Source organism: Arthrobacter sp. 2RAF6, assembly GCF_052115205.1.
Taxonomy (GTDB): domain Bacteria; phylum Actinomycetota; class Actinomycetes; order Actinomycetales; family Micrococcaceae; genus Arthrobacter.
The window spans coordinates 53,758-69,110 of record NZ_JBFRGF010000019.1; the positions used below are offsets into that span (position 1 = coordinate 53,758).

12 protein-coding genes and 1 tRNA gene are annotated in these 15,353 nt (G+C 64.5%); 6 read left to right on the forward strand and 7 right to left on the reverse strand.

Features of this window, described 5'->3' with window-relative positions:
- Nucleotides 1-6: 6 nt before the first annotated feature.
- Genes AB4Z38_RS14515 through AB4Z38_RS14540 form a run of 6 tightly spaced genes read right to left on the reverse strand, consistent with a single transcriptional unit; the run spans nucleotide 7 to nucleotide 7,562 of the window.
- A complete protein-coding gene (locus AB4Z38_RS14515) occupies nucleotides 7-1,809 on the reverse strand; it encodes a protein kinase domain-containing protein (protein WP_441430360.1) in 1,803 nt (600 codons plus the stop codon).
- Complete coding sequence (locus AB4Z38_RS14520; protein WP_441430361.1) at nucleotides 1,806-3,263, reverse strand: penicillin-binding transpeptidase domain-containing protein; 1,458 nt, start codon at nucleotides 3,261-3,263, stop codon at nucleotides 1,806-1,808. The genes AB4Z38_RS14515 and AB4Z38_RS14520 overlap by 4 nt, the downstream gene beginning before the upstream one ends.
- The gene (locus AB4Z38_RS14525; RefSeq protein WP_441430362.1) at nucleotides 3,260-4,627 is read right to left on the reverse strand and encodes an FtsW/RodA/SpoVE family cell cycle protein; all 1,368 of its coding nucleotides are present in this window, start codon (nucleotides 4,625-4,627) and stop codon (nucleotides 3,260-3,262) included. The genes AB4Z38_RS14520 and AB4Z38_RS14525 overlap by 4 nt, the downstream gene beginning before the upstream one ends.
- The gene (locus AB4Z38_RS14530) at nucleotides 4,624-6,327 is read right to left on the reverse strand and encodes a protein phosphatase 2C domain-containing protein (RefSeq protein WP_441430363.1); all 1,704 of its coding nucleotides are present in this window, start codon (nucleotides 6,325-6,327) and stop codon (nucleotides 4,624-4,626) included. Before AB4Z38_RS14530 ends, AB4Z38_RS14525 begins: the two co-directional genes overlap by 4 nt.
- A gap of 3 nt (nucleotides 6,328-6,330) precedes the next feature.
- Nucleotides 6,331-6,813, reverse strand: a complete 483-nt coding sequence (locus AB4Z38_RS14535) for an FHA domain-containing protein FhaB/FipA (RefSeq protein ID WP_441430403.1) — start codon at nucleotides 6,811-6,813, stop codon at nucleotides 6,331-6,333.
- A gap of 5 nt (nucleotides 6,814-6,818) precedes the next feature.
- Nucleotides 6,819-7,562, reverse strand: a complete 744-nt coding sequence (locus AB4Z38_RS14540) for an FhaA domain-containing protein (protein WP_441430364.1) — start codon at nucleotides 7,560-7,562, stop codon at nucleotides 6,819-6,821.
- Between the two features lie 362 nt (nucleotides 7,563-7,924).
- Here AB4Z38_RS14540 and AB4Z38_RS14545 point away from each other — a divergent pair.
- Nucleotides 7,925-8,007, forward strand: a tRNA-Leu gene (locus tag AB4Z38_RS14545).
- A 124-nt stretch (nucleotides 8,008-8,131) separates the two neighbouring features.
- On the opposite strand, the gene AB4Z38_RS14550 is transcribed toward AB4Z38_RS14545, so the two are convergent.
- Nucleotides 8,132-8,806, reverse strand: coding sequence for a TetR/AcrR family transcriptional regulator (locus AB4Z38_RS14550; protein ID WP_236813984.1), 675 nt, complete (start codon nucleotides 8,804-8,806; stop codon nucleotides 8,132-8,134).
- A gap of 139 nt (nucleotides 8,807-8,945) precedes the next feature.
- Here AB4Z38_RS14550 and AB4Z38_RS14555 point away from each other — a divergent pair, with 139 nt between their 5' ends.
- The 5 genes from AB4Z38_RS14555 (at nucleotide 8,946) to AB4Z38_RS14575 (ending at nucleotide 15,344) form a co-directional block, all read left to right on the forward strand.
- The gene (locus AB4Z38_RS14555) at nucleotides 8,946-10,337 is read left to right on the forward strand and encodes a flavin monoamine oxidase family protein (protein ID WP_441430365.1); all 1,392 of its coding nucleotides are present in this window, start codon (nucleotides 8,946-8,948) and stop codon (nucleotides 10,335-10,337) included.
- 164 nt (nucleotides 10,338-10,501) lie between these two features.
- On the forward strand, nucleotides 10,502-11,260 hold the full coding sequence (locus AB4Z38_RS14560) for a LamB/YcsF family protein (protein WP_441430366.1): 759 nt from the start codon (nucleotides 10,502-10,504) through the stop codon (nucleotides 11,258-11,260).
- Nucleotides 11,257-12,891: a 5-oxoprolinase/urea amidolyase family protein gene (locus AB4Z38_RS14565; protein WP_441430367.1), complete on the forward strand. Its 1,635-nt coding sequence runs from the start codon at nucleotides 11,257-11,259 to the stop codon at nucleotides 12,889-12,891. The genes AB4Z38_RS14560 and AB4Z38_RS14565 overlap by 4 nt, the downstream gene beginning before the upstream one ends.
- Nucleotides 12,888-14,621: an acetyl/propionyl/methylcrotonyl-CoA carboxylase subunit alpha gene (locus tag AB4Z38_RS14570; protein WP_441430368.1), complete on the forward strand. Its 1,734-nt coding sequence runs from the start codon at nucleotides 12,888-12,890 to the stop codon at nucleotides 14,619-14,621. Before AB4Z38_RS14565 ends, AB4Z38_RS14570 begins: the two co-directional genes overlap by 4 nt.
- Nucleotides 14,622-14,657: 36 nt before the next feature.
- Entirely contained in the window at nucleotides 14,658-15,344 is a 687-nt protein-coding gene (locus AB4Z38_RS14575) for a GntR family transcriptional regulator (RefSeq protein WP_441430369.1), read from the forward strand.
- Nucleotides 15,345-15,353: the final 9 nt, after the last annotated feature.

Sequence of the window (15,353 nt, forward strand, 5' to 3'; positions counted from 1 at the left end):
GGTGTCCTACGGGGTGGTCTTAGGAGAAGCAGACGGGGCCGACTTGGACAGGTGATAGGTCACAACGGAACCGGAAGGTACTTTTTGCCCGGCCGCGGGATTGGAACTGACGAAAGTCCCCGGCGCCTGGCCGGTTGCTCCATCAACGGGGGCTCCAGTGACCCATCGCAGGCCGGCGCCCTCGATGGCGGCCTGCACCTGCGACTCGGCGGCGCCCTGGCCGATGGTCGGCACCGTAACCATTTGCGGTCCCTTGGAGTAGCTGACGGTGATGGTCGATCCCTTGGCCACGGGACCGGAAGGATTGATGTCGATGACAGTGCCGGGCGTGGATGGATCGAAGACCTGGACACCGCTGACCACGAGGCCGAGTGCATTGAGGTCCGAGCGCACCTTGTCGTACGGCTGTCCCTTGTACTGCTCCGGAATCAGGTTGATGGTCTCGGGGGTGGCCGTGGTGGGCGTCGGGGTTGCCGAGGTCTCCGTGGGGCTCGGACTTGCCGAGGTTGGAGGTGCGCTCGAGACCTGGGCCGGAGGAGTGTTGCTCGCCGGTGCTGGACTGTTGGGCGAGAACAACCCGGACTGGGTCAGGATCGCCCCCACCACGGCAAGCAGCACGAGCACGATCAGCGCAATGAGCGGCCACGTCCACGGGCTGCGTTTCTTCCGCTGCGGCTCCTCCTGGTAATCCTCTTCTTCATGGATGTACTGGTTGTGCTCGTCGACCTGATCCAAACTGCGTTCGGCGGCCAGGGCATTGGCACGGGCCAGCGGGTTTCCACCTTCGGCTGCGGCTCCTACCGCAGCGGCTCCCGCAGCGGCGGCGCCGACCACCGGGAGCGCCGACGTCGACGTCGACCGTGCTTCCCTGCCGTACGGCGAGGTGACGATGCCGGTGGGCGCGGTGGCGATGTCCGTAGGTGCGGTGATCGGGCCCGTGGCGGATTCGAACAGCAACATCCCGGGCACGGCCGCGTGTGCCGTCGCGATATCGCCGGCGCGGATCGCTTCTGCGGCTTCAGCCAACTTGATGGCACTTGCTGGACGGTTCTTCGGATCCTTGGCGAGCATGGACATGAGCAGGGCGCGTACCGGGGTGGGCAGGCTTTCAGGCAGCGGCGGCGGGGCGTCGTTGACCTGGGCCAGGGCAATAGCGATCTGGGACTCACCGGAGAACGGACGATGCCCTGTAAGGCACTCGTAGCCGATAATCCCGAGGGAATATATGTCCGAGGCGCCCGTGGCCGTTTGTCCCGTGGCCTGCTCCGGTGCCAGGTACTGCGCCGTACCCATGACCTGGCCGGTCTGCGTGAGCGGAACTTGGTCTGCCAGGCGGGCGATACCGAAGTCGGTGATCTTGACACGGAAGTCCGGCGTGATCAGGAGGTTGCCCGGTTTGATGTCCCGGTGCACCAGGCCCTGGGCGTGCGCGGGGGCCAGCGCCCGGGCGGTCTGGGAAATGATGGACAGGGTGCGGTCCGGGGAGAGGACCTGCTCGTGTTCCAGGATGCTGCTCAGCGGCTGACCTGGCACCAATTCCATGACCAGGTAGGCGGAGCCGTCTTCCTCTCCGTAGTCGAAGACGTTGGCGATCCCCACGTGATTAAGCAATGCGGTGTGGCGGGCCTCGGCGCGGAACCGCTGGAGGAACCCGGGATCACCCGTGTATTCCTCTTTGAGTACCTTGATGGCGACGATCCGGCCAAGGATCTGGTCCTTGGCCCTCCAGACCTCTCCCATGCCGCCAATCGCAATGCGACTGGTCAGCTGGAACCTGCCGCCGAGGGTGATTCCTGACGTAGGCCTCACTTGTTCAACACCGCCTCAAAAATCTTCTTCGCATTCGGACTGGTTAGCTTTGCGCCGGTAGACACATCAACGCCTTCCATGACAATGGTGACGGCTACCTGCGGGTCGTTCGCCGGGGCGAACCCGGTAAACCATGAGTTGTTCAAACCTGAATCGCCGAGCTGCGCCGTACCGGTCTTGCCGGCCACCTGGACTCCCGGTACCGCGGCACCGCTCGCAATGCCCTGGGATACGACGTCGGTCATCCATTGTGTGATCTGGCTGGCGATATCAGGCGTGGTGGAAGTACGCAGCGCCTCGGCCTTGGGCTCGCTGATGACACGCAGGTCAGGTGCCCGCACAGTCTTGATGAGGTTCGGCTTCATCTGGACGCCCTTATTGGCAATAGCGGCGGTCATCATGGCGATTTGCAGCGGAGTGGCCCTGACGTCACGCTGCCCGACGGCGGACTGGGCCAGCGCTGCCTGGTCCAGATTCTTGGGGAAGATACTGACCGCGGACTGAAGCTTGAGCTGGTCCCCGAAATCCTGTCCGAAGCCAAACTTGCTGGCCTGATCCGCGATGGCCTGCTGGCCCAGGTCCAGGGCGATGCTGGCGAAGGGCGTGTTGCACGACTGTTCCAAGGCGAAAGGGAAATCGGCCGTGTTGCGGGTCGAGCAGTTGCCGCCGGCATAGTTGGGCAGCGAGGCGCTCGAACCGGGCAAGGGAAGGCTGTCCGGGTTCGGCAAGACACTATCCTTGTTGTATTTCCCGGAGCTCAAGGCAGCCGCGGTATCGACGAGCTTGAACACGGAACCGGGCGCCAGCAGCTCGCCGGTGGGTCCGCTCACGGACTGGTTGAGGTTGATGCCGGGGACCTGGTTGATTTGGTCGTAACCGGCCTTTTCCTTGGCGGGATCATGCGTGGCGATCAGGTTGGGATCATAGGACGGCTTGGAGACCATCGCGATGATGGCACCCGTCTTCGGGTTGGTGACGACAATCGAGCCACGCTGGCCATCAGGAATGAGGTCGTAGGCGAGTTTCTGGATCACGGGATCGAGGGTCAATTCCACCGAGGCGCCCTTCGGCTGGCTGCCGAGGAAGATCTGGCTCACTCGGTCCAGGAAGAGTTGGTCGGAGCTGCCGGCCAGTTCATCCCGAAGCTGCTGCTCAAGCCCGGTGGACCCGTAGGTCCTGGAGAAGTAGCCCGTGATCCCCGCATAGAGCTCCGGTTGGGCATAACTGCGCTGGTACTTGCAGGTTTCGTCTCCAGCAACGGATTCGGCGATTGGCTTGCCGCCCACGATGATGGCGCCGCGGTCGTTGCAGTAGTTCGCCAGGACGGCGCGCTGGTTCCACGGATTGTCATTGAGGTCGCCGGCGCCGATGACCTGGACATAGCTGATCGCGCCAAAGAGTAGGGCGAACATGGCAACTGCTGCCATCCACGAATTGCGTATGGAATGGTTCATGAGGTCTGCACCGCCTCTGTGGGGGCATGGGTAATGGGCGTAGTGTCCACCGGGCCGCGCGCGGTGTTCGAGATCATGAGCAGCAAGCCCACGATGATCCAGTTGGCAAGCAAGGAAGAACCGCCTGCCGCAAGGAAGGGAGTGGTGAGCCCCGTCAGCGGGATCAGCCGCGTCACCCCGCCGATCACCACGAAGCACTGCAACGCTATGGCAAAGGACAGGCCACAAGCCAAGAGCTTGCCGAACGCGTCCCGCGCGCCAAGAGCCGCGCGGAACCCTCGGGTGAAGAGCAGCATGTAGAGCATAACGACGGCAAAGAGACCGATCAGTCCCAGTTCCTCACCGATGAGGGCTACGATCATGTCGCTATTGGCGAACGGCACCAGATCCGGCCGGCCTTGTCCGAGCCCTGTGCCTCCGAGACCGCCGTCGGCCATGCCGAAGAGACCTTGGACGATCTGTCCGCTGCCGCCCGGAGACCGGTCGAAGACTTCCGGGGTGAAGGCGTTCCACCAGCTGTCCAGGCGGAAGGCGACGTGCGAGAAGAACTTGGACGCCAGGAATCCGCCACCAAGGATCAGTGCGACGCCGATGACCACCCAGCTGATTCGGCTTGTTGCGACGTAAATGATCACGATGAACAGGCCGAAGAAAAGGATCGAGGTGCCGAGGTCCCGCTGGAACACGAGGATGCCGATGCTCACGAGCCAAGCGGTGATCATGGGGCCAAGATCCTTGAAACGCGGCAATTGCATGGGGCCGATTTTGCGGCCGGCAAGCAGGATGAGGTCCCGGTTGGAGGAAAGATAACCTGCGAAGAATATAGCCAAGGTGATCTTGGCGATTTCGCCCGGCTGGAAAGTCATGGGACCGATCCGGATCCAGACGCTGGCGCCCAGCACTTCGCCGGCGGAAATACCGGGAACGAGCGGCAATACAAGGAGAATTGCGCTGGCCGCTAGCGAGATAAAAGTGAAGCGGCGAAGGATGCGGTGGTCCTTGAGGAACCAGATCACGACGATTGACACGGCCATGGCCAGGAGGGTCCAGCGCAACTGGTTGTTACCCGTGTCCTCGCCTGGCTGGTCCATGCGATGGATGAGGGCCAGTCCCAAGCCGTTGAGGGCAACGACGATCGGGAGGATGATCGGATCGGCATATTTTGCGCGGAACCGGAGGATCATGTGGAAAGCGAATGCCGCCACGACCAAGAGACTCGACTGGAACCAGAAATCGCTGTCGAAAGCGGCCGGACTATTGAGCCCGACCATGGCGCTGGCACCGATTCCCACAGCAAGGGCAAGGACCAGCAGGACGAGCTCGACGTTGCGGCGCGGCTTGGGTGTAGTTATAGCCAGAATCATGGGGACACCGCGCACGTAGGGACCGCCGTGGACGTGGGTGACGATGTTGGCCGGTTCGAAGGACTCGGGCCTGACGGCGTGGGGGTGGGACTTGACGTCGGCTTGCCTGTGCCTGTAGGGCAATTGACGGGCAGCCCGGTGGTGCCCTTTTCCTGCAGGTTCTTCACAATCTGCTGGGCATCGGCCAGATCCCGCGCCGGAACGGTCTGGCGAACAACCTGTTGCGTGAATTCAGGCAAAGAGTCCATGCGGATGTTCGTCGTGGCCTCTACTTTCGAGAGCTGGAAAGGGCCAAGGCTCTGGGAAATGCCGTTGAAAATTGCGACGTGCTGCTCGAATTCACCGACGTAATAGCGTGTCTGGGTCCACGCATAGCCGAGCCACAGCCCGGCGACCACGAATATGGCCAGGACCGCGGCAATGGCCGGCGTCAACCAGCGCCGCTTCCGCGCGACAAGCAGTTGGGGATCCTGGCGGTCCTGTTCAGCCTTGTGCGTCAGCACCGTGGCGGCCCGGCGTGCAACGCTTCGTCCGGCTATGGTCGGGATCGAACCCGTGTCGGCGGCGGTCGCGGCAGCACCGACCAGTTCGTGCGGACGGCTTGCGAGCTCTTCGCGGAGGATCTCCGCCGACAGGTGCTCGCCAAGGTGGGGGTCTGTCGCCGTCGGAGGCTCAGTAGTCCCGGCGGGTTTCCCAGGACCCGCCGGTGCGGGCCCGGTGGCGGCGGAAGGCCCGGCGTCGGACGTTGTTTCCGGCCGCGTGACCGCCGGCGTGACCCGGCCAGCCGCGGGGCTGTTGGCTCCGGTCTCTTTGACCGGGGCTGCCGCATCGCTAGCGCTGTCCTTGCCCGGCGCGGACTTTACGGGATCCGCTTTCGGTAGCGCTGGCGCTTCCGGGACGACGTCGACGGCGGCTGTGCTCAGGTTGTCGCTGGTCTCTTCCACGATTTCCAACAGCACCACGGTGACGTTATCCGGAGCGCCGTTGGCGAGCGTGAGCTCAACAAGGAGGTCGGCGCACTCGGCGAGGTCCTTGGTTTCGCGGACTACTTGCTCCACGACTGCGCCTTGGACGTAGTTCAGGCCATCGGAGCAGAGGAGCCAGCGTTCGCCCGGTTCGACGTCGAGCTCGTCCAGGTCCAGTTCGGGGCTGGCGTCCACGTCGCCCAGAACGCGCATGAGGACGTTCTTGTGCGGGTGGGTTTCGGCTTCTTCCGGGCGGAGCCGGCCTTCATCGATCAGCCTCTGGACGAAAGTGTGGTCCACGCTGATTTGCTCGAATTTGCCATTGCGCAGGCGGTAGGCGCGGGAATCGCCGATGTGCGCGAAGTGCAGCCGCCTGCCTTCGAGCAGCAGGGCGGTGACCGTGGTGCCCATGCCTGCGAGCTTCGGGTCTACGTGGACGAGCTCGGAGAGGAGGGAATTGGCGGTCTGGATTTCGTCTGCCAGGACTGTTTCCGCGCCGTCCGGGTAGGAATCGTGATCGAGGTGGATCATGTCCAGCACGGTGGATGCTGAGGCGACGTCCCCGCCCGCGTGCCCGCCCATGCCGTCTGCGACGACGGCAAGATGCCGGCCGGCATACGCGGAGTCGTCGTTTTTCGAGCGGACACGCCCGACGTCGGACCGTGCCGCGTAACGCATGATGAGGGGGAGTTCCGGAGGCAGCGACTTGCCTTCGGAAGCCTGGGGGGAAGCCATGGGCTACGCCCTCAATTCGATGACCGTCTTGCCGATCCTCACGGGGACGCCAAGCTCCACCGGCAGGGCGCGGGTCAATTGCTGATCGGCGAGGTAGGTGCCGTTGGTGGAGCCAAGATCTTCGATGAACCATCGGCTGCCCTGGGGGAACAAGCGCGCGTGCCTGCCCGAAGCGTAGTCATCCTCGAGGACCAACGTGGCCTCTTGTGCGCGGCCCAGCAGAATGGGGCTCGCCGCCAAAGGAAGCGTGGTCCCCTTGAGTGGTCCCTCGACGACGACGAGTTGGTGCGCCTGCTGCTTCACGGGCTGGGATGGTGCGGGGGCGAGCTCCGGGTGCTTGCGTACTTCGCGCGCCGTCGGAGTTCCCATGGCTGCTTTGCGGCCGATCACGAGATCGCGACGCATGGTCGAGACGATGCTGAAGATCAGTATCCACAGCAACAGCAGGAAGCCGAAGCGGAGCGCGGTGATGGTCAGTTCGCTGATGTCGCTCACGGGCGCCCACCAGAGGGCTGGGGGAGAAGTCTGAAGATGATCTTGGTCCGTCCCATGCTGATGGTGGATCCGTCAGTAAGTTCCACACTACCGTCCACTCTGTGGCCGTTGACGTAGCTTCCGTTGGTGGAACCGAGGTCGACGGCGCGGATGACTCCGTCCGCCGTCTGGATTTCCAAGTGCTTGCGCGAGACGCCGGTATCGTCCACCATGATGTCGGCCTCGGATGACCTGCCCAGCACGATGGAAGGCGCGTTGAGGGAATAGCGTTGCCCGCCAATGTCCAGGACAGGCTGGAGCCGTGCGGGCTCCCGGCTCGGCGCGGCGGGGACTACGGGCCGGGGAGCAACAGGCGCCGCAGTCCCGTCGGATTTCTCCGTGCGGGACGTGATTTCGAAATGGCCTTCGCGCTGGGCATCGTCGTGACGGAAGGAGATCCGTACCGGACCCTGCAGGATATAACCCTGGCTGCGCACGTGCTGGATGACGACGTCGCACAATTCTTCGGCCAGGGGAGTTCCCCAGTCCTGGGCGCGTGCGAAGTCTTCATCGCTCAAGAGGACATCGAAGACGTTGGGAGCCAAGGTACGGCCGGCCGAAATAGTGATGGACTTGTTGTCCAGTTCACGGCGAAGCCTGCTCGCTATCTCCACAGGCTCCACCCGTGCCCGCGACCCGGTAGAGAAGACGCCGCGGACGGCCTTTTCGATGCCACGCTCAACCCTGTCAAGCAAGCCCATGGTCCTTCTCCTTCCGTTTCGTTGACCCTGCAGTATCAGTAGCCAAGACGAATCCCCGCAGTGGCCGGAGCGCATGCAAGAAGCCTGTCTTCAACCCCGATACTACTGGGCAAGACTGTGAATGGCCTTATTCCACAACGGCTGGAACACCGGAAAAGTTCGCCGGGCTGCATCATTTCGGGACGCTTGTCGCGTGATTTCCGCATCATGCGGGGGACCGGCAATCCGTGGCGTCCCGGGGTTTTATGGCCCCTTCCTTGGTCGATTGGCGTTTTCAACACGTTGTCCGTTATGCTTGATCTCGCTGCTTTCGGAGGGTTGAGGCCGGGGAAACCTGGTACGGCCCGGTCGAAAGAAGTTGCGCGCGAGTGGCGGAACGGCAGACGCGCTGGCTTCAGGTGCCAGTATCCGAAAGGGTGTGGGGGTTCAAATCCCCCCTCGCGCACGCAATTCTAAGGAACCCTGGTCTCTGACCGGGGTTCCTTTGTTTAACTCACCCAACTCCCAACTAGCTCGCATTTGTTGTCGTTATGCCGGCTCATAACGACAACAAATGCGAGTCAGTTGGGCTACACCCGCAGCGCCCCGAGTCCGGTGATCAGTGCATCCAAGCCCATGCTGAACGCGAGATCGGACGGGTAGTTGTTCCGTTCGGGTCCAAGGCTGCGGACCGCTGAGGTGAAGTGCGGCGTGGAGTCGGCCAAGCGGCCGGAATCGAAAATGTCCGCCGGCGCGTTCGCGTCGAAAGCGGCACCGAAAATGTAGGCCTCGAGAGCCACGATGCTCGGGATGATCTGCTTCTCAGGGAAACCCGCGCGGAGGAATCCCTCGGTGACGGCTTCGTACATGGCGAGCGTCTGTGGGGCGTCCGTCACGGGAAGGACCGCGATCACTGAGATCAGCGGGGTGTGCCTTGCGAAGATGCCGCGGTAGGAATACGCCCATTGCCGAACGGCCTCCTCCCAGGGGAGCGTGCTGAAACCTCCGAAGTCGACCTTGGACATCAGATCCTCTTCGACGAGCTTGAGGACTTCATCCTTGGAGGACACATGGTTGTAAAGGGCCGACGGCGCCACGCCCAGGGAGCGCGCGAGTGCGGCCATGGTGAGGCCGTCGTAGCCCTTCTTGCTGATCAGTTCCAGCGCCGCTGCAGTGATGCCGTCCTGGTCCAGGACCGCCGCCATTGGCCGGCCTGCCCTGCGACGCGCTTTAGTCTCGCCGGGAGCGGGGGTGGGTTCAGGCATTGCTGACCTTTCTGGAGGCTGTGTCAAAGCATTATTCCATTTGGGTCTTCACACCCGGGGCCAATCCAGCTACAGTTGAGATAAATGAACGTCATTCATTTATTGGTCAGCCAACGGGGGCGGCCACAGAAAGGACATCATGTTGAATCTTGATCGCGACGTCGTAATTGTCGGTGCCGGTCCGTCGGGGTTGACGGCCGCCCGCGAATTGAAGAAGGCCGGACTCAGCGTTGCCGTACTCGAGGCACGCGACCGCGTCGGTGGCCGCACGTGGACCGACACTATTGACGGGGCCATGCTGGAAATCGGCGGACAATGGGTGTCCCCGGACCAGACCGCCCTCATGGGGCTCCTCGATGAACTCGGCCTGAAGATGTACTCCCGCTACCGCGACGGCGAATCTGTGTACCTCGCGCCGGACGGCAGCCGCACCCGCTACACCGGGGCTTCCTTCCCGGTGAGCGAAACCACTGCGGCCGAGATGGACAAGCTCAGCGCCATTCTGGACGGCCTCGCCGCTGAGATCGGTCCGGAGGAGCCCTGGGCCCACCGCAGGGCCCGTGAACTGGACACCATCTCCTTCCACCACTGGCTGCGCCAGAACTCCACGGACGAGGAGGCCTGCAACAATATCGGGCTCTTCATCGCCGGCGGCATGCTGACCAAGCCGGCCCATGCTTTCTCCGCGCTGCAAGCGGTGCTGATGGCAGCTTCGGCAGGTTCCTTCTCCAACCTGACAGACGAAGACTTCATCCTGGACAAGCGGGTTATCGGCGGCATGCAGCAGGTCTCCCTGTTGATCGCCGCGGAACTGGGTGACGACGTCGTACTTAACAGCCCGGTCCGCACCATCAATTGGGAGCCGGCCGGCGAAGGCCATCGCGTCACCGTTGAATCCGAGCGTGCAACCGTCAATGCACGATTCGTGATCATGGCTGTCCCGCCGAACCTGTACTCCCGGGTGTCCTTCAATCCGCCGCTGCCGCGCCGGCAGCACCAGATGCACCAGCACCAGTCCCTGGGCTTGGTCATCAAGGTCCACGCTGTCTACAGGACGCCGTTCTGGCGCGAAGACGGACTGTCCGGTACGGGCTTCGGCGCCGACGCCCTGGTCCAGGAGGTCTACGACAACACCAACCACGGAGACACACGCGGGACCCTGGTGGGCTTCATCTCGGACGAAAAGGCAGACGCGGTATTCGAGCTCAGTGCCGAGGACCGCAAAAAGAAGGTCCTTGAGTCCATCGCGAGCTTCCTGGGTGACAAGGCCCTGGATGCCGAGGTCTACTACGAATCCGACTGGGGTTCCGAGGAATGGACCCGCGGAGCCTACGCGTCCAGCTACGACCTGGGTGGTCTGCATCGCTACGGCAAGGACCAGCACGCCAACGTAGGACCCATCTACTGGTCCTCCTCCGATCTGGCTGCGGAAGGCTATCAGCACGTGGACGGAGCAGTCCGGATGGGCCAGGCAACGGCCGCCAGGATCGTCACCGCCAACAACCGCGTCGCTGCGGTACCGGTGGCCTAGGAACAGGTACTGATCCACACGTGAGGTCTCGGCTCTTTCGCTCGGCGAAAGGGACGAGACCTCACTTTTGGAATACGGACAGCTGCTCCATAAGGCAGGATTGTTGAACAATCTTGACGTTTCAGGGATGATGGTGAGGTATTCAACCTGAGACGGGGATCACAATGCCTTATATCGACCTCAACAGCGACGTCGGAGAATCCTTCGGCAACTGGACCATGGGCGACGACGCTGCAGTCTTCCGCCACGTGTCGAGTGCCAATGTGGCCTGCGGATTCCACGCCGGAGATCCCAGCACCATCGCCAGGACCTGCCGCGAGGCCATCGCCGCAGGAGTGACCATTGGTGCCCACGTCGGATATCGCGACCTCGCAGGTTTCGGCCGCCGTTTCCTCGACTGCTCCGCGACAGAACTGGCCGACGACGTTCTCTACCAACTCGGCGCACTCGAGGCCTTGGCCCACGCGGCCGGCTCCGAGATCAAGTACGTCAAGCCGCACGGCGCCCTCTACAACACGATCGTCCACCACAAGGTCCACGCGCAGGCAGTGGCCGACGCCGTCCATGCATTCAGCCCCGGACTCGCGATCCTTCTCCTGCCGGGCTCCGTTGCACTCGCCAAAGCCGAAGCGAAGGGGCTCCGGGGAGTGGCCGAGGCGTTTGCCGACCGGGCCTACAACGCGGACGGCACCCTCGTATCGCGGCGCGAAGAAGGCGCCGTTCTGCACGACCACGCCGCCATCACCGAGAACATGGTCCGCCTGGCAACCGAGGGCAAAATCGTGGCCAGCGACGGTTCCATCCTGGACGTCCACGCAGAAAGCATCTGCGTCCACGGAGACACTCCCGGCGCCGTGGCCATGGCAGCCGCCGTCCGCGCAGGGCTCGAAGCCGCAGGCGTCACCGTACGGAGCTTCGCGTGAGCCTCACGGGAATACGCTGGGCAGGCCCGCGCGCCCTGCTGGTGGAACTTTCCGACCTCCCTTCGGTGCTGGCGTTTCACTCACGGCTGCTCACCGAGCCCCTGCCCGGCCAGCTCGATGCGGTCGCGGCGGCAGCCACCGTACTCCTTAAGTTCGGCACGCACGCCGAGGCACTCGCGGCACGCACCGCCGTCGGGCATGTTGACCTGGGCGCGGTGCCACGCGACAGTTCCCGCCACGTCACCATCGAAGTGGTGTACGACGGCGAGGACCTCGCCGAGGTGGGCATGCTCACCGGTCTGGGCCGGGACGGCGTCGTGGCCGCCCACACTGGACAGCTCTGGACTGCGGCTTTCGGCGGCTTCGCACCGGGCTTCACGTATTTGCTCGGCGAGAACCACAGCCTCGACGTTCCGCGCCGCAGCTCGCCACGCACCGCCGTTCCGGCCGGTTCCGTGGCGCTCGGCGGGACGTTCTCCGCCGTCTACCCCCGGCAGTCCCCGGGCGGCTGGCAGCTGATTGGACGCACGACGGCGGTCCTCTGGGATCTCGAGCGGGAGTCACCGGCGCTGGTTCGTCCGGGAGACAGGGTCCGGTATGTGGCCGTCCGCGAGGCCGTTGTCCTGACTCCCGTACCGCCTGCGTCACCCGCGGCCCGCGAAGACACCGGCCCCGCCCTGGTGGTGGACTCACCCGGACTGCAATCGCTGGTCCAGGACCTCGGTCGCCCCGGACTGGGGGACCTGGGAGTATCGGCCGCGGGCGCCGTGGACCAGCAATCGACCCGACAGGCCAATCGCTTGGTGGGCAACGAAGCCGGTGCCGCGGTTGTGGAAACGGTGCTGGGCGGACTTTCGGTTCGGGCCGTCGGCGACCAGGTGCTCGCTCTTGCCGGAGCGGTGGTGCCCTTGGAAATCCGCGATGCATCGGGGGCTCCGGCCCGCTGCGCCGCCATGTGTGCGCCCTTCGCTCTTCTGGACGGGGAAACCCTCAGCCTGGGGGAGCCGACGCTCGGGGCCCGAAGCTACCTTGCCGTCCGCGGCGGGATTGATGTGCATCCGGTGCTCGGCAGCCGCTCAAGCGACTCGATGTCCGGAATCGGTCCCGCACCGTTGTCGGCCGGGACCCGCCTGCCCGTCGGAAGAGCGCCGCTGTTCCAGATGGTCGGCGCCCCGGAGGAATCGACGCTGCGGCTAGGAGTGGCGTCCGCGGAACTCCGCATCACCTTGGGCCCGCGGGACGACTGGTTCGATTCTCGCGCCTTGGAGACGCTCACGGGGCAGGACTGGATCACCAGCGAGCAGTCCAACAGAATCGGTGTCCGGCTTGCCCCCGGAGGCAGCCGTGCGCTTGGACGAAACCCCGACCGCGGCGCTGGCGAGCTCCCCAGCGAAGGTGCCGTTGCTGGCGCACTGCAAGTGCCACCCAGCGGACACCCCGTCCTTTTTCTGGGCGACCACCCGGTGACCGGCGGGTATCCAGTGATTGCCGTCGTCGTACCCGAAGACCTGCCGACGGCGGCGCAATTGCCGCCCGGCCACAGCGTGCGGTTCACGATCGTGGACCCCGCAACCCTTGAACCCCTTGAACCTGCCGCTACCGGCGCTGTCCCCGAAGGAACCCAGCCATGAAAAAGGTCCTGATCGCCAACCGCGGCGAGATCGCCGTGCGGATTGCCCGCGCCTGCTCCGATGAGGGCTTGGAGTCTGTTGCCGTCTACTCGGACCCCGATGCCGATTCCCTCCACGTGCGGTTTGCCGACGAGGCCTATGCACTGGGCGGTTCCACCGGCGCCGAGACATACCTGGACATCACCAAGCTGATCGATGTCGCCCGCCGCGCCGGTGCCGACGCCGTGCACCCCGGGTATGGCTTCCTGTCCGAGAACGCCGACTTCGCGCAGGCCGTGATCGACGCAGGCCTTACGTGGATCGGCCCCGCGCCACAGTCCATACGGGAGCTGGGCAATAAGGTGACGGCCCGCGAGATCGCCGTCCGCGCCGGCGCTCCGCTTGTTCCTGGCAGCGACGGTCCTGTGGCCAACGCCGCCGAAGTACTTGCGTTCGCCTTGGAATACGGCATGCCAGTGGCCATCAAGGCTGCTTTTGGCGGGGGAGGCCGCGGGCTCAAGATTGCGCGGCGCCTGGAGGATATCGAGGACGCATTCGAATCGGCCGTGCGTGAATCCAAGGCAGCGTTCGGACGGGACGAATGCTTCGTGGAGCGCTTCCTGGACCAGCCGCGGCACGTCGAGGCCCAGGTCCTGGCGGATATGCTTGGCAACGTTGTGGTCCTCGGAACCCGCGACTGCTCACTGCAGCGCCGAAACCAGAAGCTCGTGGAGGAGGCCCCCGCACCCTTCCTGAGCCCTGAACAGCGCACGCTCATCCACGAATCGGCCAAGGCCATTTGCCGCGAGGCCGGATATTACGGTGCCGGAACCGTCGAATACCTCGTGGCCGTGGACGGCACCATCTCCTTCCTGGAGGTCAACACACGGTTGCAGGTGGAGCATCCCGTCACCGAAGAGACCTCCGGGGTGGACCTGGTCCGCGAACAGTTCCGGATTGCCGCAGGCGGCATCCTCTCCCTCACGGAAGACCCTGAGCCCAAAGGACACGCCTTCGAGTTCCGCCTCAACGCCGAGGATCCCGCGCGCGGCTTCCTGCCGGGCCCCGGCACGGTGGACGTGTTCGAAGCGCCCACCGGTCCGGGTATCCGCGTTGATTCGGGGGTTCGCTCCGGCTCAGTGGTCCCCGGAGAATATGATTCCCTCCTGGCCAAGCTGATTGTCCATGGCGAAAACCGGCAGCAGGCCCTGCGCCGCGCCCGGGCTGCCCTGGACGAGATGCAGATCAAGGGTTTGCCCACCGTGCTTCCCTTCCACCGGGCCGTGGTCCGCCACCAAGCCTTCACCTCGGACGACAAGCTGGGCGTCTACACCACGTGGATCGAGACCGAGTTCGCCGAAGAGCTGGCCGCGTCTCCGGAGATCGCCCGCGTGGCCCCCGGCTCCGAACGCAGCACGTTTACGGTGGAGCTGGATGGAAAGGCGGTCCAGCTTGGGCTGCCCCTTCGCTTGTTCGAAGCGCTGATGAGCGGAGGTGGCGGTTCCAAGGCTGCTGTTTCGGCTCCGGTTGTGGCCGACGACGCCGGGCTGGCCTCGCCGATGTCCGGCTCGCTGGTGAAGTGGCTGGTTGAGGATGGTGCGGCGGTGGAAGTCGGACAGCCCGTGGCCGTGTTGGAGGCCATGAAGATGGAAGCCACCGTTCCGGCCCACCGTTCCGGCACAGTGGCGCGTGGTCCGCACGGGCCGGGCACCGCCGTCGGGCGCGGGGAAGTGCTGGCGAGCATCGGCTGAGGTCCGTCGGCCATCGCCGTTCGGTAGATTTGGGGCATGCCCATGAACGCTGCCCTTCAAGGAATCGCCGACGCCGGCCACGCCACCCACGCCCACACTGGAGCGTGGGTTGCCGCCCAGCTTCGCCAGCGCATCTCCCACGGCTTGTTGCCGCCCGGAACGAAGCTCTCCGAACAGGCCTTGTCCGAGGCACTCGGCGTTTCCCGGAACACCTTGCGGGAGGCCTTCACCGTTCTGGCGGGTGAATCCGTGGTCCAGCGCATCCCCAACCGTGGCGTGTTCGTAGCCGCCCCCGGTGCCGACGACGTCCGCGAAATCTATCGGGTGCGGCGCCTGATCGAACCGGCGGCCGTGTTGTGGGGCGATGTCCCGGTGGGAGCCCTCGACGCCATGGACGCCATCGTCGACAAAGCCCGGGTCGCCCTCGCGGAGGGATCGGTGGCCGGCATGGCGGACGCCAACCAGGAGCTGCACAAGGCCTTGGTGTCGTTGTCCGGAAGCGCCTCCCTGGACGCACTGATGGAGAAGGTGCTGGCCGAGATGCGATTGGTCTTCCACGCCATGGCCACCACCCCCGACTTCCACGGACATTACGTGGAACGCAACGCCGCCTTGGTTGCCCAGATCCGTAACGGCCAGCGCGACGAGGCCGCGGCCGAGTTGCGCCGCTACCTCGACGGTGCCGAACACGAACTCCTGGTGCACATCGGGGCAATTCCGTAAGGCGTTCGC

Excerpts from the sequence above, each read along its gene's own strand:
- AB4Z38_RS14520 (WP_441430361.1), bottom strand. The coding sequence starts at position 3,263 with ATGAACCATTCCATACGCAATTCGTGGATGGCAGCAGTTGCCATGTTC.
- AB4Z38_RS14525 (WP_441430362.1), bottom strand. The coding sequence starts at position 4,627 with ATGATTCTGGCTATAACTACACCCAAGCCGCGCCGCAACGTCGAGCTC.
- AB4Z38_RS14530 (WP_441430363.1), bottom strand. The coding sequence starts at position 6,327 with ATGGCTTCCCCCCAGGCTTCCGAAGGCAAGTCGCTGCCTCCGGAACTC.
- AB4Z38_RS14540 (WP_441430364.1), bottom strand. The coding sequence starts at position 7,562 with ATGGGCTTGCTTGACAGGGTTGAGCGTGGCATCGAAAAGGCCGTCCGC.
- AB4Z38_RS14550 (WP_236813984.1), bottom strand. The coding sequence starts at position 8,806 with ATGCCTGAACCCACCCCCGCTCCCGGCGAGACTAAAGCGCGTCGCAGG.
- AB4Z38_RS14555 (WP_441430365.1), top strand. The coding sequence starts at position 8,946 with ATGTTGAATCTTGATCGCGACGTCGTAATTGTCGGTGCCGGTCCGTCG.
- AB4Z38_RS14560 (WP_441430366.1), top strand. The coding sequence starts at position 10,502 with ATGCCTTATATCGACCTCAACAGCGACGTCGGAGAATCCTTCGGCAAC.
- AB4Z38_RS14570 (WP_441430368.1), top strand. The coding sequence starts at position 12,888 with ATGAAAAAGGTCCTGATCGCCAACCGCGGCGAGATCGCCGTGCGGATT.
- AB4Z38_RS14575 (WP_441430369.1), top strand. The coding sequence starts at position 14,658 with ATGCCCATGAACGCTGCCCTTCAAGGAATCGCCGACGCCGGCCACGCC.